The 25,029-nt window shown below is 72.2% G+C and carries 24 protein-coding genes; 11 read left to right on the top strand and 13 right to left on the bottom strand.

What is annotated here, in order from left to right; all coding sequences use genetic code 11:
* Nucleotides 1–392 precede the first annotated feature (392 nt).
* Nucleotides 393–1,649, top strand: a complete 1,257-nt coding sequence (locus OG736_RS06805; RefSeq protein WP_327181626.1) for an extracellular catalytic domain type 1 short-chain-length polyhydroxyalkanoate depolymerase — start codon at nt 393–395, stop codon at nt 1,647–1,649.
* Nucleotides 1,650–1,690: 41 nt separating this feature from the next.
* On the opposite strand, the gene OG736_RS06800 is transcribed toward OG736_RS06805, so the two are convergent.
* Both OG736_RS06800 and OG736_RS06795 read right to left on the bottom strand, forming a co-directional pair.
* Entirely contained in the window at nt 1,691–3,085 is a 1,395-nt protein-coding gene (locus OG736_RS06800; protein WP_327181625.1) for a nucleobase:cation symporter-2 family protein, read from the bottom strand.
* 136 nt (nt 3,086–3,221) lie between these two features.
* Complete coding sequence (locus OG736_RS06795; protein WP_327181624.1) at nt 3,222–4,598, bottom strand: FAD-dependent oxidoreductase; 1,377 nt, start codon at nt 4,596–4,598, stop codon at nt 3,222–3,224.
* Between the two features lie 199 nt (nt 4,599–4,797).
* Between OG736_RS06795 and OG736_RS06790 the strand changes: the two genes are divergently transcribed.
* A complete protein-coding gene (locus tag OG736_RS06790; protein WP_327181623.1) occupies nt 4,798–5,412 on the top strand; it encodes a DUF6214 family protein in 615 nt (204 codons plus the stop codon).
* A gap of 124 nt (nt 5,413–5,536) precedes the next feature.
* Here OG736_RS06790 and OG736_RS06785 read toward each other — a convergent pair whose 3' ends face one another.
* Entirely contained in the window at nt 5,537–6,175 is a 639-nt protein-coding gene (locus OG736_RS06785; RefSeq protein ID WP_327181622.1) for a DUF305 domain-containing protein, read from the bottom strand.
* Between the two features lie 191 nt (nt 6,176–6,366).
* Here OG736_RS06785 and OG736_RS06780 point away from each other — a divergent pair, with 191 nt between their 5' ends.
* Nucleotides 6,367–7,869, top strand: coding sequence for an LVIVD repeat-containing protein (locus OG736_RS06780; protein WP_327181621.1), 1,503 nt, complete (start codon nt 6,367–6,369; stop codon nt 7,867–7,869).
* Here the strand turns inward: OG736_RS06780 and OG736_RS06775 are convergent.
* The 6 genes from OG736_RS06775 to OG736_RS06750 form a co-directional block, all read right to left on the bottom strand.
* Complete coding sequence (locus OG736_RS06775; protein WP_327181620.1) at nt 7,857–8,540, bottom strand: TetR/AcrR family transcriptional regulator; 684 nt, start codon at nt 8,538–8,540, stop codon at nt 7,857–7,859. The genes OG736_RS06780 and OG736_RS06775 overlap by 13 nt on opposite strands.
* A 181-nt stretch (nt 8,541–8,721) precedes the next feature.
* On the bottom strand, nt 8,722–9,411 hold the full coding sequence (locus OG736_RS06770) for an HAD family hydrolase (protein ID WP_327187542.1): 690 nt from the start codon (nt 9,409–9,411) through the stop codon (nt 8,722–8,724).
* Between the two features lie 60 nt (nt 9,412–9,471).
* Nucleotides 9,472–10,002, bottom strand: coding sequence for a hypothetical protein (locus OG736_RS06765; RefSeq protein WP_442817159.1), 531 nt, complete (start codon nt 10,000–10,002; stop codon nt 9,472–9,474).
* Nucleotides 9,990–10,661: a phosphatase PAP2 family protein gene (locus OG736_RS06760; RefSeq protein ID WP_327181618.1), complete on the bottom strand. Its 672-nt coding sequence runs from the start codon at nt 10,659–10,661 to the stop codon at nt 9,990–9,992. The genes OG736_RS06765 and OG736_RS06760 overlap by 13 nt, the downstream gene beginning before the upstream one ends.
* A gap of 610 nt (nt 10,662–11,271) precedes the next feature.
* The gene (locus tag OG736_RS06755) at nt 11,272–12,207 is read right to left on the bottom strand and encodes a M56 family metallopeptidase (RefSeq protein ID WP_327181617.1); all 936 of its coding nucleotides are present in this window, start codon (nt 12,205–12,207) and stop codon (nt 11,272–11,274) included.
* Nucleotides 12,208–12,288: 81 nt separating this feature from the next.
* Entirely contained in the window at nt 12,289–12,831 is a 543-nt protein-coding gene (locus tag OG736_RS06750) for a DUF5134 domain-containing protein (protein WP_327181616.1), read from the bottom strand.
* Between the two features lie 144 nt (nt 12,832–12,975).
* Between OG736_RS06750 and OG736_RS06745 the strand changes: the two genes are divergently transcribed.
* Both OG736_RS06745 and OG736_RS06740 read left to right on the top strand, forming a co-directional pair.
* Entirely contained in the window at nt 12,976–14,703 is a 1,728-nt protein-coding gene (locus OG736_RS06745) for an FUSC family protein (RefSeq protein ID WP_442817008.1), read from the top strand.
* The gene (locus OG736_RS06740; RefSeq protein ID WP_327181615.1) at nt 14,700–15,437 is read left to right on the top strand and encodes a MarR family winged helix-turn-helix transcriptional regulator; all 738 of its coding nucleotides are present in this window, start codon (nt 14,700–14,702) and stop codon (nt 15,435–15,437) included. The genes OG736_RS06745 and OG736_RS06740 overlap by 4 nt, the downstream gene beginning before the upstream one ends.
* 49 nt (nt 15,438–15,486) lie before the next feature.
* Here OG736_RS06740 and OG736_RS06735 read toward each other — a convergent pair whose 3' ends face one another.
* Both OG736_RS06735 and OG736_RS06730 read right to left on the bottom strand, forming a co-directional pair.
* On the bottom strand, nt 15,487–16,251 hold the full coding sequence (locus OG736_RS06735) for a VOC family protein (RefSeq protein ID WP_327181614.1): 765 nt from the start codon (nt 16,249–16,251) through the stop codon (nt 15,487–15,489).
* Nucleotides 16,252–16,727: 476 nt separating this feature from the next.
* On the bottom strand, nt 16,728–17,120 hold the full coding sequence (locus OG736_RS06730; RefSeq protein WP_327181613.1) for a VOC family protein: 393 nt from the start codon (nt 17,118–17,120) through the stop codon (nt 16,728–16,730).
* A gap of 74 nt (nt 17,121–17,194) precedes the next feature.
* Between OG736_RS06730 and OG736_RS06725 the strand changes: the two genes are divergently transcribed.
* Nucleotides 17,195–17,734, top strand: a complete 540-nt coding sequence (locus tag OG736_RS06725) for a GNAT family N-acetyltransferase (RefSeq protein WP_327181612.1) — start codon at nt 17,195–17,197, stop codon at nt 17,732–17,734.
* Nucleotides 17,735–17,749: 15 nt separating this feature from the next.
* On the opposite strand, the gene OG736_RS06720 is transcribed toward OG736_RS06725, so the two are convergent.
* Nucleotides 17,750–18,433, bottom strand: a complete 684-nt coding sequence (locus OG736_RS06720) for a glycerophosphodiester phosphodiesterase (protein WP_327181611.1) — start codon at nt 18,431–18,433, stop codon at nt 17,750–17,752.
* A 288-nt stretch (nt 18,434–18,721) separates the two neighbouring features.
* On the opposite strand from OG736_RS06720, the gene OG736_RS06715 reads away from it, so the two are divergent.
* The 5 genes from OG736_RS06715 to OG736_RS06695 all read left to right on the top strand — a co-directional run bounded on the left by OG736_RS06715 (nt 18,722) and on the right by OG736_RS06695 (nt 23,951).
* The gene (locus OG736_RS06715) at nt 18,722–20,119 is read left to right on the top strand and encodes a DUF6421 family protein (RefSeq protein WP_327181610.1); all 1,398 of its coding nucleotides are present in this window, start codon (nt 18,722–18,724) and stop codon (nt 20,117–20,119) included.
* Nucleotides 20,120–20,160: 41 nt separating this feature from the next.
* Nucleotides 20,161–20,907 (top strand): SDR family NAD(P)-dependent oxidoreductase, encoded by a 747-nt coding sequence (locus tag OG736_RS06710; protein ID WP_054240980.1) that lies wholly within the window; start codon nt 20,161–20,163, stop codon nt 20,905–20,907.
* Complete coding sequence (locus OG736_RS06705) at nt 20,904–21,974, top strand: threonine aldolase family protein (RefSeq protein ID WP_267023796.1); 1,071 nt, start codon at nt 20,904–20,906, stop codon at nt 21,972–21,974. Before OG736_RS06710 ends, OG736_RS06705 begins: the two co-directional genes overlap by 4 nt.
* 81 nt (nt 21,975–22,055) lie before the next feature.
* A complete protein-coding gene (locus OG736_RS06700) occupies nt 22,056–22,649 on the top strand; it encodes a transglutaminase domain-containing protein (protein WP_327181609.1) in 594 nt (197 codons plus the stop codon).
* 48 nt (nt 22,650–22,697) lie between these two features.
* On the top strand, nt 22,698–23,951 hold the full coding sequence (locus OG736_RS06695; protein WP_327181608.1) for a hypothetical protein: 1,254 nt from the start codon (nt 22,698–22,700) through the stop codon (nt 23,949–23,951).
* 12 nt (nt 23,952–23,963) lie between these two features.
* Here OG736_RS06695 and OG736_RS06690 read toward each other — a convergent pair whose 3' ends face one another.
* Nucleotides 23,964–24,962, bottom strand: coding sequence for a hypothetical protein (locus tag OG736_RS06690; RefSeq protein WP_327181607.1), 999 nt, complete (start codon nt 24,960–24,962; stop codon nt 23,964–23,966).
* Nucleotides 24,963–25,029: the final 67 nt, after the last annotated feature.

The following is a 25,029-nucleotide window of genomic DNA, read 5'->3' as shown; positions in this document are numbered from 1 at the left end:
GCGGGCAGTGCGGCCCTTTGCGGGTCGGTGCGAGCGGCTCGGTCACACTGCTGAACGGAACGTAGGGGGCAAGCGCTTTCTAGTCAACGCTTTGCGCAGAACACATTCGGCCACTCGGCCAGGCACCGGCCAACCAGTAAGGGCTTGCCGGGAGTTGCCGTGGGAGCGCTTCCATGGCACGCGTGTGCATGCCACCATGCGATGCGGACGTCCCCTTACGCGTGTCGGAGAGGGGTATGCGTCCGGGTCTGTCCACGCAGACCGGCGCCACCTGCCGCGCCGCCGTTTCCCTCTCGCGCACCCCACGTACGACGTCCCCCGAGCCGCTACCAGAAAGGGACAAGCGCGTGTCGAACTCCCCCGGGAGAGCATTGCGTTCGTTATGCGGGGCAATGCTGCTCCTGCTCACCGCCGCTCTCCTCACCGCTCCCGCCGCCTCCGCCCGCCCTCAGGCCGCCGCGCCGGTCCCGGCGGCCACGCTCACCGAGGTCACCGGCTTCGGTGCCAACCCCAGCAGTCTCCAGATGTACGTCTACGCCCCGGCCAACGTCACCGCTCACCCGCCGGTGCTCGTCGCGGTGCACTGGTGCGGCGGCTCCGGGCCCGCCATGTACTCCGGCACCGAGTACTCCCAACTCGCCGACCGGTACGGGTTCGTGGTGGTCTACCCGTCCGTCACCCGGAGCAGCAAGTGCTTCGACGTCTCCTCGCCCCAGGCGCTCCGGCGCGGCGGCGGCAGCGACCCGGTCGGCGTCAAGTCGATGATCGACTGGGTGACCGCCGCCTACGCGGCCGACACCGGCCGCGTCTACGCCACCGGTATCTCCTCCGGGGCGATGATGACCAACGTCCTGCTCGGTGACTACCCCGACGTGTTCGCCGCCGGTTCCGCCTTCTCCGGGGTGCCCTTCGGCTGCTTCGCCACCACCGACGGCTCCGAGTGGAACAGCGCCTGCTCCGGCGGCACCGTGATCCACACGGCGCGGGAGTGGGGCGACCTCGTTCGCGCGGCCTACCCCGGCTACACCGGGTCCCGGCCGCGGATGCAGGTGTGGCACGGCACCGAGGACGACGTGCTGCGCTACCCCAACTTCGGTGAGGAGATCAAGCAGTGGACCGATGTACGGGGCGTGAGCCAGACCCCGGCCGCCACCGACTCGCCCGCCTCGGGCTGGACCCGCACCCGGTACGGCGGCACGGGTGACCAGGCTCCCGTGGAGGCCGTCAGCCTCCAGGGCGTCGGCCACAACCTGTACGCCTGGGGCATGGCCGCCCGCGTGATCACCTTCTTCGGCCTGGACGCCTCCGGACCCACCCCCCAGCCCCAGCCCGGCGGCTGCCGGGTGACCGCGACGACCAACGCCTGGAACACCGGTCTGACCACCTCCGTGACCCTGACCAACACCGGTACCACCACGGTCGACGGCTGGCGGCTCGGCTTCACCCTGCCCTCCGGCCAGACCATCACCAACGGCTGGGGCGCCACCTATACACCGGCCTCGGGAGCGGTGACGGCGACCAACGCCACGTACAACGGCACGCTCGCCCCCAACGCGAGCGTCACCGTCGGCTACCAGGCGACCCACACCGGCAGCAGTGCGGCACCCGGCGCTTTCACGCTCAACGGAGCGACCTGCGGCGCGAGTTGATGTTCCGTGGGCGGCCGGTGAGCCCGGCCGCCCACGGTCGTCTAGACGATCTCCTCCGTGGGCTTCTTCCCCGGTACGTCCCCGACGGGCTCCTCGCCGCCGCCGGTCGGCAGGGCGACCGTCTCCGGCGCGGCCTTCGAGGGCAGGTGGTTGAAGAGCAGGTTCAGGACGATCGCCGTCAGGCAGCCCGCGCTGATGCCGCTGTTCATCACGGTCCGGAACCAGTCGGGGAACTGCTCGTAGATCGTCGGCACGCCGACCGGCAGCACGCCCATCGCGACCGACACGGCCACCACCGTCAGGTTGTGGTTCCCTTTGAAGTCGACCTCGGCCAGCGTCCGCAGACCGCTCGCGGCGACCGTCCCGAACATCACCAGGCCCGCCCCGCCGAGGACCGGCGCCGGAACGGCGGCCACCACCGCGCCCAGCTTGGGCAGCAGACCCAGCAGCACGAGGATGCCGCCCGCGGTGGCGACGACCCAGCGGCTGCGCACCCGGGTCATGCCCACCAGGCCGACGTTCTGCGCGTACGCGGTGTAGGGGAAGGTGTTGAAGACACCGCCGAGGACGGTCGACAGACCGTCGGCGCGCAGCCCGTCGGACAGGCTGCGCGGCTCGACCCTGCGGCCGGTCATCTCGCCGACCGCGATGAGGTCACCGGTGGTCTCGGTCATCGTGACCAGCGCCACGACCAGCATCGAGATGATCGCCGACGCCTCGAAGGCGGGGGCGCCGAAGTGGAACGGCGTACTGATCCCGACCCAGTCGGCGTCCCCGACGCCGTCGAAGTCGGTGAACCCGAACGGTATGGAGACCGCGAGCCCCACCACGATGCCGATCAGCACCGCGATCCGGCTCAGGAACGCCGGCGCGAACCGCTGCACGGCGAGCACCACGGCGAGGACGAACGCGGCGAGTCCGATGTTCTTCGGCTCCCCGAAGTCCGCCGAACCGGCGCCGCCCGCCACCCAGTTTCCCGCGACCGGCAGCAGTGAGATGCCGATGATCAGGATGACGGTGCCGGTGACCAGCGGCGGGAAGAAGCGCAGCAGCCTGCCGAACAGGGGCGCCAGCAGCATGATCGCGAGCCCCGCCACGATCACCGACCCGTAGATCGCGGGCAGTCCGCCGCCCGTCGTCCCGATCAGCACCATGGGGGAGACCGCCGCGAACGTACAGCCCTGCATGATCGGCAGCCGTACGCCGAACCGCCAGAAGCCGACGCACTGGATCAGGGTGGCGATGCCGCACACCAGGAGGTCGGCGGTGATCAGATACGCCAGGTCGGCGGGCGACAGCTTCATCGCACCGCCCACGATCAGGGGCACGGCCACCGCGCCCGCGTACATGGCGAGCACGTGTTGGAGGCCGAACGCGGCCAACTGCCGTGCGGGTGGCACCTCGTCGACGGGATGAACGGGGGCGGTCATGGTCATGGGCACTCCAGGGCGGCGGCGGGGGCATCCGAACACGGCCGGTAGGGCCGAACGGACGGGACGGGCCGGTCGGGCCGAGCGGGCCGGACAGGCCGAACAGCACGAGAACGTACGGGACTTAAACAGTTTGTTGATTTCACCGATGTTGCTGCTGTGTGTCCTGTACACCGATCCTGGCGGGACCCGCCGCCGTCCGCAGCGCCGCCCAGTCCGGCAGCTTCACCACTCCCCGCCCCAGCGAGGCGCCCAGCGCCGCCTCGGCCCGCTCGATCGCCAGCCATCCCGCCCACTCGACGGGTTCGGCCCCGGCGGCCCGCAGCAGTTCGAGCGGATCACCCGGCAGCTCCCGCCGTACGAGGAGGGGGCCGTCCTCCAGCAGGGAGGTCGCCGTCTCCTTCGCGCACGGCCGGTTGGTGCCGATGACCCCGGTGGGGCCCCGCTTGATCCAGCCCGCAACGTACTCGCCCGGTGCCACCACGCCCTCGCGCAGGACCCGCCCCGCGAGATGCGGCACCGTGCCCCGCTCCGGATCGAACGGCAGACCCTCCAGCGGCACCCCGCGATAGCCCACCGACCGCAGCACCAGCTGTGCCTCGATGTCCTCGTACCGCCCGGTGCCCGTCACCCCGCCGTGCGCGTCCGGAAGGGTCCGCTCGAAACGCACCGCGCCCAACCGGCCGTTGCCGGCGAGCAGTTCGACGGGCCGCAGGAAGAACCGGAGCCGGATCTGCCGCCGGGAACCGAGGGTCGGCGTGTTCGCCGCCCAGCCGCGCAGCACCTCCACGTTGCGCCGCTGCGTCGCCGGCAGGGCGGAGGGGTCGCCGTACGCCGGGTCCAGCGCCAGCTCGGCCTCGTCCACGACCACCTCGGTGTCCGGCAGGCCGGCCAGCTCGCGCAGCTCCTTGGTGGTGAAGCGGGCCTGCGACGGGCCGCGCCGCCCCACCATGTGGATCTCGCCGACCTCGCTCGCCGCCAGCGCGGTCAGCGCCGCCTGGGGCATGTCGGTCGGGGTGAGCTCGGCCGCCCGCCGGGCCAGGATCCGGGTGACGTCCACCGCCACGTTCCCGACGCCCACCACCACCGCCGAGCGGACGTCCCGCAGGAACCCGTCGGCGACGGTGTCCGGATGCGCGCTGTACCAGGACACGAACTCCGTCGCCGACCAGCTGCCCGGCAGCTCCTCGCCGGGCACGCCGAGGTGCCGGTCGGTCGCGGCGCCCACGCAGTACACGACCGCGTGGTACAGCTCGCGCAGCCGCGCCGCCGGCACCCCGTCCGTCCCGACCCCGATCCCGCCGAGGAAGCGCACCCGCTCGTGCTCGAACACCGCGCGCAGGTTGTTCTGGAGCGACTTGATCTTCTCGTGGTCCGGGGCGACGCCGTACCGCACCAGCCCGTACGGGCACGGCAGCCGGTCCAGGACGTCGACGAGCACCTCGGGGTCCTGCTGGACCAGGCTCTGGGCGGTGTAGACCCCACTCGGCCCTGAGCCGACGACGGCGACACGCAGCACGCGGAACTCCTTACCCAAGGGGACGGAGGAGATCGCTGGTGCCTCCAGCATCGCATCAGTGCGGCTCCGCTGACAGGGTGCTGTGCGCGCTCGATGCGTGCGTGTCCGTTCGTATGGAAAGTGATCATGCGGTTACGTTGCGTGTGTGCTAGAAGCATCGTTTCTTGATCTTTCTGATCGTTCCGCCGAGGACGGCACGGTGTCCGTGTGGCCCGCGTGGGAGGTCCGGGAAGCCGGGGGCGCCACGTCCTGGTTCCATGTGCGGCTGGGGTTCGTCGACGGTGCGCGCGTGGAGCTGCTGGCCGTCGTCTGCGGGGGGCGTGTCTCCGTCGAGGACGTCCGCGCCCAGCCGCCCCTGTCGCTCGTGGACCTGACGGTGCTCGCGGACTGGATCGAGGGACCGCTGTTCGAGAGGTGCGACCAAGGCGGCGTCCTCGAAGCGGTGGGCGTGGAGGGCGCCGGAGACGCGGTGGACGCGACGGACGGGACGGGCGCGGCGGACGGGACGGACGCGGCGGATGCGGCGGACGTGGACGACGGGTACGACGGGTACGGCGCGGAGGGTGCGCGGGAGCCGGCCGTCGCCGGGGATGCCGACGAGACGTTCGGTCCCCGGCGGGCCCGTCAGGCCTGGCCGCGCGGCATCGAGGGGCGGTGGCTGGTGGCGCAGGAGTACCGCGCGGCCCAGGAGGAGGGGGCGGACCCCGTGCTCGCGGTCATGTGCGCGACGGGACGCAGTCGCCGCAGATCGCTCCGGCTGATCGCGCAGGCGCGTGACGCGGGTTACCTGACCCCACGTCACGCCCGCCGCTGACTCTGCTCATTGGCGAACCACAGGCGAGACCCGTTGTGCGTATTCGTCGAACGGTCCCGTCGGCCCGACCCGTTGAACGGTCCCGCTGTCGAGGCCTGCCGACGAGGTTCGGTGGACCGTGGTGTCACTGCATCCCGCGCATCCGGGTGATCTCGCTCGTCTGCTGCGCGATCACATCGTCCGCCATCTCCTCGATCCGCACGTTGTTTCCCTGTGCCTTGACGTCCGCGGCCATGGTGAGGGCGCCCCCGTGGTGGGTGATCATCAGGGAGAGGAAGAGCGCGTCGAACGCCTTGCCGCGGGCCGCGCGCAGTTGGTTCAGCTGTGCCTCGGTGGCCATCCCGGGCATCGCCGTGTGGTCGTGCTCGCCGTCCGTCTCGTCCTCGCCGTATGTCGTGAGCCAGCCCTTCATGGCTTCGATCTCCGGCCCCTGCGCGGCGCCGATCCGCGACGCGAGGCCCTTGACGGCCTTCGACTCGGCCTGCTTCGGGGCGAGTTCGGTCATCTCCAGGGCCTGGGCGTGGTGCTGGATCATCATCCGCGCGTACGCCACGTCGGCGGAGTTGGGTGTGTCGTCGTCGGCGCGTTGCTCGGCAGCGTCCTGGGCGGACAGGGTCCGGTTCGTCTCGCCCGGCTTGCCCGGCGCGATCACCGAAGGGCCGCTCGCCGCACCCGACTTGGTGTCCGGCCCGGAGTCGCACCCCGCGAGGGCGAGGACGAGCAGCAGTGAGGCTGAGACGAGGGGCGCGCGGCGGACGAGCACAACGACCTCCTGAAGCAGGTGAGTTGAGGACGGGGGTGCCGTCCTCGTCTGGATCTTCGCACCACGGGTCGCACTACTGAACCGAAAGATTCATTACGAGTGCGTTGCCAGCCTTTGATATGTGCATGATGAAGACGATACTTCGGAGCACCGCGAACCGTTCCGCGTGAACGGCGACAAGGGAGGACACAGTGACCCTGTTGAACGACCTTCGAACGCGACGCAGACGGCTGGGGGTGGCCGCCGCGTGTACCGGACTGCTGGCCGCGCTCCTGACGGCCGTCCCGGCAGCCGCGACCCCCGATCCGGGGGACGGGCCCGCCGTGCAGCAGAAGGTGTCCGAGGGCGCCCGGGCCGAGGCGGCGGCTGCGATCGCCGACGGCGAGATACCGGGGCAGGACGAGATCGTCCACTCCGGCAACATCGAGCACCTGACGAACATCCCGAAGGACGCCCTGCCGGGCACCAACTCGGACCTCGCCTTCCAGGGCAAGTACGCCTTCTCCGGCAACTACGACGGCTTCCGGGTCTTCGACATCAGCAACCCGAAGTCCCCCAAGACCGTCGCCCAGGTGCTCTGCCCCGGCTCGCAGAACGACATCTCCGTCTCGGGCGACCTGCTGTTCCTGTCCACCGACTCCTCGCGCAGCGACAGCAGTTGCAACAGCACCACGCAGCCGGTGACCGAGAAGTCCTCCTGGGAGGGCATGAAGGTCTTCGACATCAGCGACAAGGCGAACCCCAAGTACGTCGCCGCCGTCGAGACCGCCTGCGGCTCGCACACCCACACCCTGGTGCCCGAGCGCAAGAACGTCTACATCTACGTCTCCTCGTACTCGCCGAACGCCGCCTACCCGGACTGCCAGCCCCCGCACGACGGCATCTCGGTCATCAAGGTGCCGCGCAAGACGCCGGAGAAGGCCGCGATCGTCAGCTTCCCCGTGCTGTTCCCCGGGGAGGGCCCGGACGGCGGCGGCAACCCGGGCTCGCCCACCAACCCCGGGGTCTCCAAGACGACCGGCTGCCACGACATCACGGTCCTGCCCTCCAAGGACCTGGCGGCGGGCGCCTGTATGGGCGACGGCATCCTGTTCTCCATCAAGGACCCGGAGCATCCGAAGGTCATCGACCAGGTCCAGGACAACGTGAACTTCGCGTTCTGGCACTCGGCGACCTTCAACCAGACGGCGAACAAGGTCGTGTTCACCGACGAGCTCGGCGGCGGCGGCGCGGCGACGTGCAACGCGGCGACCGGGCCGGACAAGGGCGCCGACGGCATCTACGACATCGTCGGCAAGGGCGACAAGCGCAAGCTGGTCTTCCGCAGCTACTACAAGATCCCCCGTCACCAGGCGGACACCGAGAACTGCGTGGCCCACAACGGCTCGCTGATCCCGGTCAAGGGCAAGGACATCATGGTGCAGGCCTGGTACCAGGGCGGTGTCTCGGTCTGGGACTTCACCGACTCGTCGAAACCGAAGGAGATCGCCTACTTCGAGCGCGGCCCGCTCGACACCCAGGTGCTGAGGGGCGGCGGCTCCTGGTCGGCGTACTACTACAACGGTTACATCTACTCGAACGACATCGCCAAGGGCTTCGACGTGCTGAAGCTCAGCGACCGGCGCACCGACCCGGCCAAGCGGGTCCGTGTCCACGAGCTCAACGTCCAGACCCAGCCGGACTACTTCGACTGACCCTCGCTCCGCGGAGTCGTCGGGTCGGTCGCGAAGAAGCGCGACAGATCGGTGTCACTCCTCCCGCCGGGCGCCTCGGCGTCCGGCGGGACCCCCTGCTCCCAGTCGAGCCGGTAGCGCGCGAACAGTTCGGCGCGCAGCGTCGTCAGCGACAGGGGCACGTTCGGCAGCACCATCGCGTAGACCGCTCCCATCAGCTGCGAGCGCAGCATCGGGTAGTCGTGGTCGAGGTCCTGCGACCCGTGCCGGGCGGCCGTCTCCCGCAGCAGCTCGGCCAGCCGTTGCTGCTCCGGACACTGCACGAACCCCTCGGCCTGCAGAAGGCCCGCCATGTGCTGGCGCATCAGCACCGTACGGTCCCGGGCCAGGCCCAGGATGCCGTCGATGGCGCGCGCCATCCGCTCCCGGCCGTCCTCGGTGTGCGGCTCCCGCTCCAGCGCCTCCTCCAGCGTGCGGTGCATCAGCCGGTGCACGGCCGACTGGACCAGCTGCCGCTTGCCGGGGAAGTAGTACGACACCAGACCGCGCGCCGAGCCGGCCCGGTCCGCGATGTCACCGAGCGTCGTCGCCTCGTACCCGCGCTCGCTCACCAGCTCCACCGCGGCCTGAAGGAGCCGTTCCCGGGAACGCCGCCGCAATTCTTCATTGACCGAGGCGCTGCGCGGGGACATCCTGGAACTCCTGCGTTGACTGGCTGGCAGCCAACTATACTCAGGGCCAACCCGGTGGGCTTCGGAGCGCACCGGGCTGCCGCCTGCTCTGGGCGACGCGGGGGATCGTCCAGAGTGGGCGTGCTTCTCCCGTAATGGTGGCCTCAGGCGACCGTCGGTGGAGCGGGCCGAGGCCGTCGGGTCACCCCACCAGGTCCAGCACCGTCCGCAGCGCGTCCGGACGTTCGGCCGCCGGCAGGTGGTCCACGAAGTGCACCGCGCATCCCAGCGCCGCCGCCCCGCCGTCCGCGCGTCGGTCGTCGCCCACCATCAGGGTCCCGCCGGGATCGGCGTCCAGCGCCTCGCACGCGACCGTGAACAGCCGGGGGTCCGGCTTCTGGAACCCGTGCTCGTACGACAGCGCGTACGCGTCGACGCAACCGTCGAGGCCGTGCTCCCGGAACACCGGCCGCAGGTCCCAGCCGATGTTGCTGACCACGCCGACCCGGAGCCCGCGCTCGCGCAACGCGCTCAGCACGTCGAGGGCGTCGGGGTACGGCGCCCAGGCCGCCGGGACCCTGTGCCGTTCGTACAGGGCGTCGTGCAGCGCCGGATCCGGCAGCGGCACCTGACGGGACAGGCCCGTGTACGCGGCCCGGTGCAGCTCCGCGCTCTCGTCCCGCACCCGCCACACCTCGGCGACCCCGGCGGGCAGCCGGACCGGACCCGCCCCGCCCGGCAGCGCGCCGGCCGTCTCCAGCGCCCGCGCCTTCGCGGCGAGCTCCGAGGCGGGCAGCGCGACGCCCGCCGCCTCCAGCACCGCTCGCAGCCAGGACTCGGCGGACTCGATGCGGAACAGGGTCCCGGAGAAGTCGAACAACACGGCTTTCATGGGCATGGCGCCGAGTCTACGAACCCGCTGGATCTCACGGGCCCGGACTCCCGGCCGGATTCACGGGTCCCGCGGGGTCACGTTCCACACGAGCGGAAGATCGCCGTCACAGAACACGCAGACGAAGACCCCCTCACGCACCACGCTGTTCTCCCCGCACCGCTCGCAGCGCCGGAAGACCAGGGCGTGGGTGAAGCCGTCGGGACGGCCGATGCCGGCCCCGTCCAGGGCGGCTGCCACGGCCGGCCAGGAGTCGGGGTCGGGACAGTAGCCGGTGGACTGGTTGCTGACCTCGTGCACGCGCGGCCCGTGCGGGGTGCGGCGGAACGAGATCTCGCCCGCGCCGAGCACGTCCGCGCCGCCCGCGCAGGCCACGTGCTCGCTGCGCCGGGGCGCGAGCCGCAGCAGGCCGTCGAGCCCGACGACGTACGTGAACGGCTCCCCCTCCTCCGCCACCCCGTACCCGTCCAGGTCCGCGGCACAGCGGATCACCCGGCCGCCGGCACCCGGCACGACCGCCCGCCGCACGTCCTCCGGACCCACGTAGCGGTACCGTCGCCACCGTCCTCCCGGCAGGGTCACGGGCGCCAGCGCAGGTGCGCCGCGATCGCCAGCGCCACCAGCACGGCGCCCAGCAGCCAGCCGCCCAGGACGTCCGACGGCCAGTGCACGCCCAGCCAGATCCGGGTCAGTCCCACGCCCGCCACGGAGACCACCGCCACCGCCAGCGCCGTACGCCACACGACAGGGGCGACGCCGTGCCGGTGCAGCAGCCACAGCAGGAGACCGAACACCACCGTGGCCGTCAGGGCGTGTCCGGAGGGGTACGCCGCGTAGTGGGCGGAGTCGACCGGGTCGGGCCAGACCGGTCGGGCGCGGCCCACCCCCGCCTTGAGGGACTGCTGGATCAGTGTGCCCACCGCCGACGTGACCACCAGCCACCCGGCCGTCCACCAGGCCCCGTGCCGCCACACCAGCCACACGGCGACGGCAGCGCCCAGCAGACGCATGGTCACGGGATCCCATACCCAGTCCGTGAGGATGCGGCAGACCTGGGTGACGTCGGGGTCGGCGACGGCCCAGCGGTGGGTGGTGCGGGCGATGTCGCCGTCGGTGGAGAACAGGGGATGCCAGTCGGCCGCGACTAGGGCGAGGAGCAGGGCCGAAAACAGCCCCAGGACCAGGGCGGTCCGCAGCGGCGTGCGCAGGGCCGGGCGGCGGGGCGGGGAGTCGACGGACGGATGGGGCATACGGAGATCCTCGCCGAACGGTGGGGCCAGAAGCGAACTCGGGGCGCTCGGTCCGGGTTCCGGGGCGGCCGGCCCCCGGGTCTGGGGTCGGTGGGGTGGCTTCCGGCGCGGTTGCCCTGACCGCCGCGCCAGTGGTCCTGGCTGTCGGGGTGGCCCGCCCTGGCTCGGGGGTTTCCGGGGCGGCCGGTCGGGTCCGGGGGTGTCGGGTCGACCGGGCGGGGGCGTGAGGTGGTGCTCGGGGCTGCTGGTGAGGGCCTTGGGGTGGCTGGCGGGCCTCGGTGCTGGTCGGTCCTGGCCCGGCGGGATGGCCTTGTCAAGAGGGCGGACGGGATCCGGAGGAGGTCGATCGGCCGGGTGGGGGCGTGAGGTGGTGGCCGGGGCTGCTGGTGGCGGTCCTGAGGTGGCTGGTGGGGCTTCAGGGGTGGTTGTTCCGGCCGCTGAGGTGGGCGCCCCGTGGGAGGCGGAGTGGCCGGCCGGGTCTCCGGGACAGCCTGGCCGGGCCTCCGGGGTGGTCGGCCGGACGGTGGGGTCGCCCGGTCGTCTCCGGAGCGGCTGGTTCCGGCTCTGCGGCTGGTTCCGGCTGTGGGGCGGGTTCTGCGGGCCGTGGGGCTCAGCCCAGTGCCCGGAGGGCGGGGACCAGGGTCACCAGTACCGGGATCACCGGCACGAGGGAGGCTCCCGCCGTCAGTCGTAGTCTGCGGGCCGCAGTGAGGCGGTCGGGCGGTGTGAGCAACCGGTGCACGCGCTGCGGGACATGGGCCTGGGGGGCGGGGGAGGGGCCGAACACGCCCCGGTCCTCGTTGAGTTCGACCAGCGCCAGCGCGGTCGTCCGCCGGCCGAAGCGCCGCGAGGCCATGTCGTCCGCCGACAACTCGACCAGCCGGTGCATCTCGTCGCGGAACGCGGCGAACACCGGTACCTGCGGAAAGCCGGTGGCCAGTGCGGTCGAGCAGTTCAGCAACCAGTCGTGACGTGCCTGGGCGTGCCCCTGCTCGTGCGCCAGCACGGCATCCAGCTGATGACCCTTCAGGCGCCGCAACGCGGCCGTGGTGACCACCAGTTGGGGTGCCGCGCCCGCCAGCCACCAGGCGTCGGGCCGCTCACCCTCCAGGACGAGCAGTCGGCCGGACGCGGACTCCTCGCCCGGCAACAGCGGCGCACGCAGACGGAGTTCGGCGTGCCGCGACCGGCGCCCGGCCCGGCTCCGCAGCACCTCCCGCACGAGCATCGCCCCGCTCCACAGCCCGCCGCACGCGAGCGCCACCGCTGTCGCGGCCGCCCAGGGGCCCGTCGCGCCCAGCGCGTACGCCTCCACCACCGAGCGCGGGGCCGGCGCGAAGACATGGCCGCGCACCGCCTGCCAGGCCGCCGCCGCGCTGAGCGTCATCGACAGCGCACAGCACAGCAGGACCGCGGCCACCACGCACTGCCACGCCCACAGCGCGACCACCGGTTCGCGGTCCGGCCAGTCGGCCCGGGCGATCAGCCGGGGGGCGATCACGGCGGTCAGGGCACCGAGCAGCAGCAGTACCGCGGGGACCATCATGGGCAGCAGCCTATGAGCGGCGTCCCGCTCAGGGGTACGGCTTGTCACAGCGAAGTGACGTAGGCCACGCCCGAGTTGGGTTCACATCGTCAGCAGCATGGCGAGCATCCCGATCCCCATCGACAGCCGGCACGCCCGCGCCACCTCGGGACGGTCGCTCCAGGCCACGGCGGCGCCACCCGCCCCGGCCACCGGCAGCAGCCGGACCCCGGCGAGCAGGACGTACCCGGTGAAGTACAGGAGCAGCACCCCCGTCAGCAGCGGGACGCCGGAGCCGCCGTGTCCGTGCTGGTGCGCGGGCGCGGCGGCCATCACGCCCGCCATGTAGACCATGGCCCCGGCCCCGACCAGGTGGTGCAGGTGGTGGGCGCTGACGCGGGCCGCCCACAGCGCCCGCAACGCGGCCGCCCCGAAGACCGCCGCGAAGGCCGGCCAGGCCCACGCGGGCGGGGTGAACGCGGCCGCGGGCACGGCCATCGCGGCCATCCCGAAGCCCATCAGCGCCTCGCCGCCCGCGGCCCTGCGCTGTTCCTCGACCGCGCTGCGCATCCGCAGCAGGCAGTAGGCCCCGGTCGCCGCACACAGCGCCACCAGCAGCCAGCCGGGCGAAGCCGGTCCGTGCACGCGCACCTCCCCGCTCGACGTTCGCAATCGAGGGTTGCGATGCCCAGGGCACACCGTGCGCACGCGGGCGCAAGGGTGTACATGGGGGGCATTCGACGGAGCACGAAATATTTCACGGGTAAAACACATGCTAAATTAGTAGGTATGAGCAGTGCGCCCCCTCAGTACCCCGACCCCGAAGCCCGCCCGGAACCGCGCGGCGGGCAGCACGGCCGTCGGCGCAGGCAGCGCCCGGGACGCCGCCTCCCGATCGCCGGAGTGCTGCGCCTCGGCCGGCCCTCCGACATCTGGTTCAAGCCCGCCCTGAGCGTGATCGCCGCCGTCGCCCCGCCGAACCTGATCCTGCTGGCCCTCGGGCGGCTGGACCTGGCGATGTACACGATGGCCGGGTCCCTGTGCGCGCTCTACGCCCACAACCGCCCCTATGCGGCCCGGGCCCGTGTCCTGGCCTGGGTGGTGCTGGGCATGACCGCCGGACTGGCGGTCGCCCTGCTCGCGGCCTCGCTGACCACCGACGCCGTCGCCCTGGTCACCGTCGGCGCCCTGCTCGCGGCCGCGCAGAAGGCCCTCTGCGACGCGACCCGCCTCGGCCCGCCCGCCAACGTCGTCCTCACCTTCATCAGCTCCGCCGCACTGTTCACCCCGCAGACCCTCGGGCAGGTCCCCGGCCACCTGGGGCTGGCACTCGCCGCGGGCGCCTGGGCCTGGCTGATCGGCATGGCGCCCGGACTGCTGCGGCCGCACGGCCCCGAGCGCCGCGCCACCGCCCACGCCCTGAACGCGGCCGCCGCCCACGCCGCCACGGACGGCCTCGGCGACGGCCACGCCCGGACCCGCGCCGCCGCGGCGGCCGCCGTGCACGCCGCCTGGCAGACCCTGCTGGCGGCGCGCGCCACGGAGAGCCGGCGGGCCCTGGAGCGTCTCGTCGTCCGCGCCGAGATCGCCCTCGCCGCCCCCGCCGACACCGACCCGAAGCGGCTGCGCGACTGGGCCCGCGACCTGCGCGGCACCGGCCCGATCCCGCACCCGGGCGACCTGGTGGACGACGACGAACTCCTCGGCGTCGACGCCGAACTCGCCACCGGACGACCGCCGCTGTGGCTCCGCCTCGGCCCCCTCGCGCCGATCGCCGCGCGCACCGCCCTCGGCTGCGCCCTCGCCGGGTACGCCTCTCTCGCCGTCGGAGTCGGCCGCCCCTACTGGGCCCTGGTCACCGCCGCATCCCTCTACCAGGCGAACATCACGCTCACCTGGAGCCGCGGAGTCCAGCGCGTCGTCGGCAACCTGGTCGGCGTGCTCGCCTTCGCCGCGCTCGTCCCGCTCGCCCATCTCACCCAGGCCGCCCTCGTCCTGATCTGCCTCGCCCTGAACTTCGGCGCCGAGGCGCTGATCAGCCGCAACTACTGGCTCGGCAGCGTCTGCGTGACCCCGATGGCGCTGCTCATCACCGAGTTCGCGCAGGTCCAGGACTCGGGCCGGCTGATCACCGAGCGGCTGGCGGACACCCTCGTCGGCGCCGTGGTCGGCTTCGTCGCCGCGGTCGCCGTCACCAACCGCCGGGCCGGCGACCGCCTCGGGCACGCCCTGACGGCCGCCGAACGGGCCCGCGAGCAGACCGCCCGCCTCCTGGCGGAGCCGCGCCCCGCCCCCGGCGCCCTGGAGTCCGCCCGCCGCGGCCTCGCCGGCGCGCTGGTCGACCTGCGCGCCACCGCCGACGCCGCGTCCGGCGAGTGGTGGCAGCGGGCACTGCCCGAGGAGCGGGTCGTCGCGGCCGAACAGTCCGGACACCGTACGCTCGCGGCGACGGTACGGCGCCAGGGGCTCCTCCTGGACCGGGACGCGAGCACGGGAGCGGAGGACGTACGGCGATGACGGCGACGCAGGGACGGGCGGCGGCCGGAAACGGGACGGGGGAAGGACCGGCGACCGGGGCGGAACCGGCGGCCGGCGGCCGCGCAGCCACCGGTGACCGCCCGAGGAGCGGCGACGGGCCGGACAGCGGCGACGGTCGGAGCACTGGCGGCAGGCGGGGGAGCGGTGGCCGGACGGGCAGCGGCGACCCGGTACGGCCGGCACAGCCGTCAGAGCCGGTAGGGCCGGTACGGAACGACACCGTCGCCGCTGTCGTACGGCAGTGGCAGACGGTCCGGCCCGACCTCGACACCGGCCCCATGGAGATCATCGGCCGAGTCAACCGCTGCGCCGCGCTGCTCCAGCAGGCCGAGGACGCGCCCCTGCGCCGGGCCGGCCTGAGCCGTGCGGAGTTCGACCTGCTCGGCGCGCTGCGCCGCACCGGCCATGAGCTGACGCCCGGCGAACTGGCCCGGGAGACCTTCTCCTCCGGGGCGGCCGTCACCAAGCGGCTCAAGCAGCTCACCGAGCGCGGACTGGTGGAGCGTCGCGTCGACTCCCGGGACCGCCGTGTCGCCCACCTCCGCCTCACGGACGCCGGGCGCGACCTCGTCGACGGCATCATGCCCGAGCAGCTCGTCTACGAGAGTGCCGTGCTGTCCGCCCTGGACGACGGCCGGCAGGGCGAACTGGCCGATCTGTTGGGCGAGTTGTTGAGCCGACTCGAGGGGCACATGCGGGCCCTGCGGGTCTGAACGCCGCGCCGACGCGGGATCGGACCGGGTGACCGCGACCCGTCGGCGTTCACCCCTCGTCTCCCGCCCGGTACACGCCGAACACCGCGCCCTGCGGGTCCCGCAGTACGGCGATGCGTGGACCGTCCGGCACCGAGGTCGGTTCCATCAGGGCGGTGCCGCCCGCCTCCACCGCAGTCCCGGTGGACTCGTCCACGTCCGTCACCGCGAAGTACGGCAGCCAGTGCGGGGGCACCTCGGGCGGGAACTTCTCGTCCATCGTGATCATGCCGCCGAAGTCCGCGCCGCCGACGCCCCACTGGAGGTAGTTCTCCGAGGAGCGGACGGTCCAGCCGAACACCGTGGTGTAGAAGGTCTCCGCCCGGTGGCGATCGCGGGTCAACAGCTCGACCCAGCCGAGCGAGCCGGGCGCGTTGAACAGCCCGGCGCCCGGGAAGGTCCGCGCCTGCCACAACTGGAACGCGGCACCGCCCGGATCGAGGGCGACCACGAAGCGACCCACGTCGAAGACGTCCATCGGGCCGACCAGCACCTTGCCCCCGGCCTCCGTGAGCAGCCGCGCGCTGACATCCGCGTCGGACACCGCGAACGACACGTTCCAGGCGCACGGCTGTGCCTCCTGGTACAGGGGGCTGAGCGCGGCGACGGCAGCTTCGCCGAGGTGCGCGACCGTGTAGCCGCCCGCCTCCTGGCGCGGATCCGTCTCCGCGCGCCAGCCGAAGAGCTCCGCGTAGAACCGCTTCGCCGCCTCCAGGTCACTGGTCCCCAGCTCGGCCCAGCAGGGCCCGCCGGGCACGGGCGCGTCGAGCTTCATGGCGTTCCTTCCGAAAGGGGCCCCCTTCAGCACGCTATGCCTCGGTCCGCGCTATGGCATCCGGTGGCCGCCGGGGCCCGAAACAGGGCCAGGCCTGGCCCGATGGCCTCCACGACACGCCGCTGAACCGCCCCGTCCGCCCGGCCGCGGCCGGGCGGACGGCCCGCCGGCCCACAGGCGACCGATGAGGAGGACCGGCCCGGCGTGCCGGGCCGGCCGGGCCCTTCAGGTCCGCGCCCCGCCCCGGATCCGAGCCCTCGGCCCTGCGCCACCGACCGCGCCCGGACTCACCCCGCCCGACGCCCGTCGGGTACCCCCGACCAGTTCGGCTTCCCGACCGGGTCTTGGGTCGCGGACCGGCTCAGGTTCCCCGGCCGGGGTATCGGATCGGCTCAGGTTCCCCGCCGGGGTGCCGGATGCACTCCGATTTCCGGCCGGTGCCGAGCGACGCGGGCTCCCCGCCGTGCCCGATCGGCTCAGATTCCCGGCCGGTACCGGATCGGATGGTCCGCCGGTACCTCCACCAGGACGATCGGCATGCCGTCCGGGTCGGCGATCCACATCTCGAGCAGCCCCCAGGGCTCCCGCGCCGGCGGCCGGACGATCTCCACTCCCCGGGCACGCAGCTCGTCGTGCGCCGCCGCCACGTCCGGCACCTGCAGCCACAGCCGTACGGCGGGATCCGGCGGTGTCTCCGAGCGGCCCGAGACCTCCAGGAAACCGCCGCCGAGGAAGTAGACGACCCCGCGCTCCGGCCCCGTCCCGAACTCGCGGTAGACCGCCAGGCCCAGCTGTTCCCCGTAGAAGGCACGCGAACGCTCGGGATCGGTCGGCCGGAGCAGGGTCCTACTGCTGAGTACGTGCACCATGCAGCCGGAGCCTACCGGCGCAGGGTCTACGCTCGGCGGTGCCCCAGCCGAGTCAGAGACCGGAGAACGCCCGCATGGACACCGCCGCCACCGAATTCACCTTCCGCGACGCCGTCGACGCCGACGTGGACGCGCTCGTCGCGCTCGTCGAGTCGGCCTACCGCGGAGACGCCAGCCGGGCCGGGTGGACGACCGAGGCCGACATCCTCCAGGGACAGCGGACCGACCCCGACGGCGTGCTCGCGGTCATCAGGGCTCCGGACGGCCGGCTGCTCACCGTCGAGCAGCAGGGCCGGATCGTCGCCTGCTGCCAGCTGGAACACCGCGGCGACCACGCCTACTTCGGCATGTTCGCCGTCAGTCCCGCGGTCCAGGGCGGCGGCCTCGGCAAGACGGTCATGGCGGAGGCCGAGCGGCAGGCCCGCGAGAAGTGGGGCGTCACCGAGATGCACATGACCGTGATCTCCGTACGCGAGGACCTCATAGCCTGGTACGAGCGTCGCGGCTACCGGCGGACCGGTCGCACGACCCCCTTCCCCTACGGCGACGAGCGCTTCGGTATTCCGCAGCGCGACGACCTCCGGTTCGAGCTGCTGGTCAAGGAGCTCGTCTGACCGTCAGGACCCGGCCTAGGCCGTGAAGCGGCCCGTGCGCCTGATCTCCGGGTAGTCGGTGGTCGCGCCGTCGAGTTCCAGGGCGCGGACGAGCCGCAGCTGGTCCTGGGTGTTGACCACCCAGCCGATGATCCGCAGGTCCCGCTTCCGCGCCTCCTCGACGATCTCCAGGGTGAGCCGGCGCAGGTTGAGACAGACCGTCGCCGCGCCGGCCTCCACGGCGCGGTCGACGATGTCGAGGCCGTAGCGGCTGCCGATGAGCGCGGTGCGCACCCCGGGGACGAGGCGGGCGATCTCGGCGACGGCCTCGTCGTGGAAGGAGGACACCTCCACGCGGTCCACCAGCTCCCGCGCGTGCATCACCTCGGCCAGTGCCCGCGCGGCCTGGACGTCCTTGATCTCGGCCTGGAGCGGGAGCCGCACGGCGTCCAGGACCTCCTCGAAGAACGGCACGCGCTCGCCGCGGCCCGCGTCGAGGGTCCGCAGCTCCGCGAGCGTCTGGTCGGCGATGGGCCCGGTCCCGTCGGTCGTCCGGTCCACCTCGGCGTCGTGCATGACCACCAGAGCACCGTCTTTGCTCAGATGAAGATCGAGTTCGATGACGTCCAGGCCGCCGTGCTCCGCGGCGACGAAGGAACGGAGGGTGTTCTCGGGCTCGACACCCATGACTCCACGGTGACCGATGGTGAGGAAGTTCAAGACACGACCCGCTTCCGTCGACGGTTTGGGCTGGAGGAGCACGCAGCCTAGTGGCCCGGGGGCCGTCAAGGACATGAGCGTGCACCGAGGGTTCCTCTACCCGCCCGGGCCGGAGATCCGACCCGCTGGACAGGCACTAGCGGAAGTAGCCGCATCTTCGGTGTCAGGCAGGAAAAAGTGCGGTGAAGATGAGGGAGCGCAGGATAATTTCCGGAGGTCCCACTTGCTGGAGGAATCCTCATATGCATACGGTGTCCTGACGCGAGCTTCTCCAGTGAAGGATGGGACATGACGGAAATTCTTGTGCAGGCGGCTACGGGGGAGCAGGTTCCTCCGGCGGACAGGGTGGTTGAGCACCCGGCCTGGCGCGTGCTCAAGGATGCCGTGGAGCAGATCCGGCCCTGGCAGTCGAAGGACGGGTCGATCGACTTCGCGGCCGAGGGCGCACCGCCGCGCACGGACGCCGAGCAGGCCGTCCTGCGGGTGATCGAGGCCGTCGAGGAGCTGTCCCCGCTGCTCCCGCACGACGCCGACTACCACCGGGCGCTCGCCAAGGACCTGCGGGTCTGGGCCGACGGCGGCTTCGAGGTGCCGGACTTCCTCGACTCGCTGCTGGCCTTCCAGCCCGCCGCGAACCGTCGCGACGGGCTCCAGCACCTGGTCGTCTTCGCGATGTACACGCAGAACGGCAACCCGGACCGCAACCTGGAAGCGGTCGTGCTGCGCATGGTCTGGCCCCAGTGGCTGGCCGAGCTGGAGCGCACCCGCTACGACAACCCGCTCTTCTGCGGCATCACCTTCGAGGACTTCACGGCCGGCTACGACACCAACTCCGCCGTCCTCTTCCCCGAGACCATCGCCGTCCGCGAGGCGCCGGAACGTTTCTCCTGGGGTGGCATCTTCTGCGACCGCGAGGCCGCCCGCTTCCGTCGGGTGACCGACGCGGCCGTCGAGGTCCTCGGCCTTTCGCTGCCCGAGGACATCGCCGCCATGGTCCACGACCAGAAGCGCTGCGAGGAGGCCTTCGTCCTGTGGGACATGGTCCACGACCGCACCCACAGCCACGGCGACCTGCCCTTCGACCCCTTCATGATCAAGCAGCGCCAGCCGTTCTGGATGTACGGCCTGGAGGAGCTGCGCTGCGACCTCACCGCCTTCAAGGAGGCCGTGAAGCTGGAGGCCGACGGCGTCCCGCAGGCCCGTGACGTGCAGTACGCGGTCCTCTTCGACCGCATGTTCCGCTTCCCTGTCACCGGAGACCGGGTGCGCAACTACGACGGCCTCGGCGGTCAGCTGCTCTTCGCCTACCTGCACAAGCACGACGTCGTCCGCTGGACCGACAACAAGCTGCACATCGACTGGCAGCGCGCCCCGCAGGTCACCAACCAGCTGTGCGCCGACATCGAGCAGCTGTACCGCGACGGCATCGACCGTCCCAAGCTCGTCCACTGGTTCGCCGCCCACGAGCTGGTCTCCGCCTACCTCGCCCCGCACCCGGGCTCCAAGTGGGCCAAGGGCCCCGACGCCCTGGACCTGACCCAGCCGCCCCGCAGACTCGTGGACGACGTGCTTCCGGACGAGTTTCCGCTGAGCATGTTCTATGAGGCACTGTCCAAGAAGCTCAAGAGCGTGATCGCCTCGACCCGGGGCATCACGGCGGACGGCGCCGAGCGGATCGCCGCGTGAGCGACCTGCGTACCGAGAACACTGCTCAGGAGGCGAAGACCATGGGGAACGGGGCTCTCAGCGGTGCGGTGATCGCGGTGGCCGGTGCGGGCGGACCGGCCGGCCGGGCGGCGCTGCTCCGACTCGCCGAGGCCGGCGCGATCGTCGCCGGCGCGGACAACGACCCCGAGCGCCTGGCGGAGGCCGTCGACGCGGCCCGCTACGGGGCCGGGGGCGCCACCGTCACCGGTGAGCCGGTCGACCTGCTCGACCTGGACTCGACCCGGGACTGGGCGCAGCGCGTCGAGAAGGACTTCGGCCGGATCGACGGCGTGGTCCACCTCGTCGGCGGCTGGCGCGGCAGCGAGACGTTCATCAAGACCAGCCTGGACGACTGGGACTTCCTGGAGCTGCTGCTCGTCAAGACCGTGCAGCACACCTCGCTCGCCTTCTTCGAGGGCCTCCAGCGCAGCGACCGCGGCCGGTACGTGCTGATCAGCGCCGCCGGCGCCTCGAACCCCTCCGCGGGCAACGCCGCGTACGCCGCCGCCAAGGCGGCCGCCGAGGCCTGGACCCTGGCGCTCGCCGACGCGTTCCGCAAGGCCGGGGGTGCCGAGGGTCCGACCTCCGCGGCTGCGATCCTGGTGGTGAAGGCGTTGGTGCACGAGGCGATGCGCGCCGACCGGCCCAACGCGAAGTTCGCGGGCTTCACCGACGTCAAGGATCTGGCCGAGGCCATCACCGGAGTCTGGGAGAAGCCCGCCCCCGAAGTGAACGGACAGCGTCTGTGGCTCACCGAGAAGCCGTGAACCCTCCGAAGACCGACGCACGGCGCCATCACGACCCGGAGGTCCGCGGTTTCGCCAGCGACAACTACGCCGGGGCCCACCCGGAGGTGATGGCCGCCCTGGCCCTGGCCAACGGCGGCCACCAGGTGGCGTACGGCGAGGACGACTACACCGAGCACTTCCAGGGGATCATCCGCAGCCACTTCGGTGCCACGGCGGAGGCGTTCCCGGTCTTCAACGGCACCGGTGCCAACGTCGTCGCGCTTCAGGCGGTCACCGACCGCTGGGGCGCGGTGATCTGCGCCGAGAGCGCGCACATCAACGTCGACGAGGGCGGCGCGCCCGAGCGCATGGGCGGCCTGAAGCTGCTCACCGTGCCCACCCCGGACGGCAAGCTCACCCCCGAGCTGATCGACAAGCAGGCCTGGGGCTGGGATGACGAGCACCGAGCGATGCCGCAGGTCGTCTCGATCACCCAGAGCACGGAGCTGGGCACGCTCTACACGCCCGAGGAGATCCGCGCGATCTGCGACCACGCCCACGCGCACGGCATGAAGGTGCACCTGGACGGGTCCCGGATAGCCAACGCGGCGGCGTCGCTGAACGTCCCGATGCGGACGTTCACCAACGCCGTCGGCGTCGACCTCCTCTCGCTGGGCGGGACGAAGAACGGCGCGCTGTTCGGCGAGGCGGTCGTCGTCATCGACCAGGACGCCGTCCGCCACATGAAGCACCTGCGCAAGCTGTCCATGCAGCTCGCCTCCAAGATGCGCTTCGTTTCGGTGCAGTTGGAGGCCCTGCTGGCCAAGGACCTGTGGCTGCGCAACGCCCGCCACGCCAACGAGATGGCCCAGCGGCTCGCCGAGGGCGTGCGGGCCGTGCACGGCGTGGAGATCCTGTACCCCGTGCAGGCCAACGGCGTGTTCGCGCGGCTCCCGCACGAGGTGAGCGAGCGGCTCCAGAAGAAGTTCCGGTTCTACTTCTGGGACGAGGCGGCGGGTGTCGTGCGCTGGATGTGCGCGTTCGACACGACCGAGGAGGACGTGGACACGTTCGTCGCCGCGGTCAAGGAAGAGATGGCGCGGTAGCAAGGGCATTGACTGCATAGGTATGCGGTCACCTGAAAAGTCATTGACTCTCGGGTGATCGCTTTCCTATGCTCTCCCCTCATGGAGCTGATCCAGGAGAACCCTGACCTCTCGGCCTATCTGGCTGCTGACGACGTCATCGACCATCACCATCCGCTGGTGCGGGACACGGCCGCGCGCCTCGCGAAGGATGCGAAGGACTCGTATGGTTATGCGCGCCTCGCCTTCGAATTCGTCCGCAACGCCATTCCCCACTCGCAGGACGCCGGCGACCCGCGCGTGACCTGGCGCGCCTCGGACGTGCTGGAACAGGGCACCGGCATCTGCCACGCCAAGGCCCATGCCCTGGCCGCCCTGCTGCGGGCCGAGGACATCCCGACCGCGCTCTGCTATCAGCGGTTCGTGCACGACGCGGGCGGCGGACACGCCCTCCACGGGCTCGTCGCGGTGCGCTTCAACGGCGGCTGGCACCGCCAGGACCCACGCGGCAACAGACCGGGTGTGGACGCGCGGTTCTCCCTGGACGGCGAACGCCTGGCCTTCCTGCCCGACGCCGCGGCGGGCGAGCGGGACTACCCCGGCCTCTACGCCACCGCGCATCCGGGCGTCCTCGGCGCCCTGCGGGCCGCCCCCGACCGGCCGCACCTGTGGAAGACCCTCCCCACCGCACTGTGACCACCCCCGCCGCCGACCACGGCCGTCACGGTCGCTAACCTCCCCGGCATGGGTGATGGGGGACAGGCCCGAGAGGCCGGTGCGGACGGGAACGAGGATCTGGGACAGGACGCTCCGCCCGAACCGAGCGGGCCGAGTGAGCCGAGCGCCTCGGCCGGTGGACGGCGGCGCCTCGCCGCCCGGCTGCGGAAGCACCCGCTGCTCGGCTCCGCCGTCGCCCTGGCCCTGCTGGCCACCGTCACCACCGTCCCGATCGTCCTCGCCGCCTCCGAGGACGAGACCCCCTGCCGGGAGCTGCCCGCCGCCACCCGCGCCCTGGCCAAGGACCCGGCGGCCGCGACCCGCGCGCTCGACCCGGGCGACGACCTCGCCCGGTTCGACGCCGTACGCGACCTCCTCGTGTACGAGCACCCGTGCGGCGACGGCGGTGAGGTGCTGGGCCGGATCGTGGACGCGGCCACCCGCGCCACCGGTTTCCAGAACCCGCACACCCTGGCCCAGGCACGCGGCGCCTTCGCGGTGGCCGCCGCCCTGAACGGGGTCGAACTGCCCGACGGGATGGCCCCCGGGGTGGCCCGCATGCTCGCCCAGTACGTCGTCGACCAGCACCGCTGGACGCGCTCCGACGACGACGCCGTCCGGCCCGCGGTCCCCGCCGAGGAAGCCGGCCCCGACGACGAGGGCTGGACCACGTACGGCCGCTTCCTTGCCCCCGGCGAGGCACACGCCGACTTCGAACACACCCAGCCCTACTCGGACATCGAGGCCGACCCCGAGCAGCTGGTCGCCGAACTGGCCAAGGACCCCGAGGCCTTCGCGATCCTCTACTCCGCCGAGCGCGCCTGGCTGGCCTACTACCTGGAGCGGCTCGACGGGCAGGGGCGAGACCCCGACTACCGCCCGAAGCCGGGCAAGGACGGGTACGAGACGCCCGACACCTACTGGGTCGACAGCGACCTCGAGCACATGGCCGACCGGGTCGGCGCCCTGATGAAGTACCGGGCGCGCTACGCCCGCGACGGCACCATCGCCGACGTGACCGCCTTCGACGCGGCCGTCGGCCGGTACACGCCCGGCGTCTATCTCGCCCACACCGCGCAGGTCACCACCCGCCCGCCGATGGCCGGGATCGCCGCGCGGTACGCGGGCCGGGTACGCGGTGACCTGATGGACGCCCGGCACCAACTGCTCAGGGTGGTGTCCTTCTGGGCGTCGGCACGGAAGGTGCCGAAGGCGCGGGCCGACGTGATGCGGCAGGCCATCGACGACCGCTATGTTCGGGCGCTCTGGCTGACGATCTGACGACGACCCGCGTCAGGCGCCGTCCACCTCGAGGTCGGTACAGCCCCGCCGCTCCACCTGCGCGGCGGCGAAGGCCCGCAGCAACGCCTGCCTCTTCGCCCGGTCGACGCCCGGGAGGTCCTCGGAGGCGTCGAGTCCGAAGTGGGCGGCCTCGCCGGCGCAGCGGGCGCTCGCGGTCGGGGACGGGCGGTCCGAGTCGTTGCCGGAGACGAGCCGGTTGCTCCAGTCCCCGAACCAGGCGACGAAGTCCATTCCCTCGGAGCCGCCGTTCGTGGCCTCGTCGTCGATGGTCACCTCGCAACCGCCCGTCGGCGCCGCGTCGGTGAGCCGGACGTCGAGCTTCCAGTGCGTCGGGTCCGGCAGCCCCGCCCCGGCCAGCCAGCCGCAGGGGGTGTCCCGGGCGGAAGCCAGGGCGACCGTCTTCGGTTCGTCCTCGTCGGGGTCGGTCGGGCTGACGCCCTCCGGTGCCGTCAGCGGCTCGGCGCCGCACCCCAGGCGCTTCGAGGCGGAGTTGGCGAAGGAGACGGCGACCTCGTAGGAGGCGGGCCGACGCCAGGAGCCGTCGCGGCTGACCCCCGCGTGCACCAGCAGCTTGCGTTGCCGGCCGTCGGCGTCCTTGCCCAGGTCGGGACAGGGCAGCAGGAACTCGAGGGTGCCGAGGCGGGAGACGAACCCGGGCAGCCCGGCCGGCATCGCCGCCTGCGAGTCGAACCCGCTCTCCGGGAAGGCGGACATGAACTCGCGGTCCACGTCGTCGCGCCGGGTGTAGGCGTACAGGGACAGCAGCCGCCAGTCGGCACGGTGGTCGCCCGCGACGGTGACCTCGCAGCCGTAGTCGCCGAGCGCCTTCACCCCGCCCGCCCCGGTGCCCGTGACCCGGGCGTCCTCGGGAAGCAGATCGCGGACGGCCCCGTCGGGCAGGATCCCGTCGCAGGCGGTGCGGATCAGCCACCACTGGTGGACGTACGGCTGGGCGATCCAGCCCCCCAGACCGAGCACGGCCGCAGCCACGACCGACACCTTGACCCAACGCCGCATCTTCGCCCCCGTAGCGCGTCCGGCAGACAACAGCCGGCCC

Source organism: Streptomyces sp. NBC_01334 (genome assembly GCF_035983595.1).
GTDB classification, from domain to species: Bacteria; Actinomycetota; Actinomycetes; order Streptomycetales; family Streptomycetaceae; genus Streptomyces; species Streptomyces coriariae.
The sequence above is the reverse complement of the archived record's forward strand: the minus strand, read 5'-3'. Positions and strand labels throughout refer to the sequence as shown.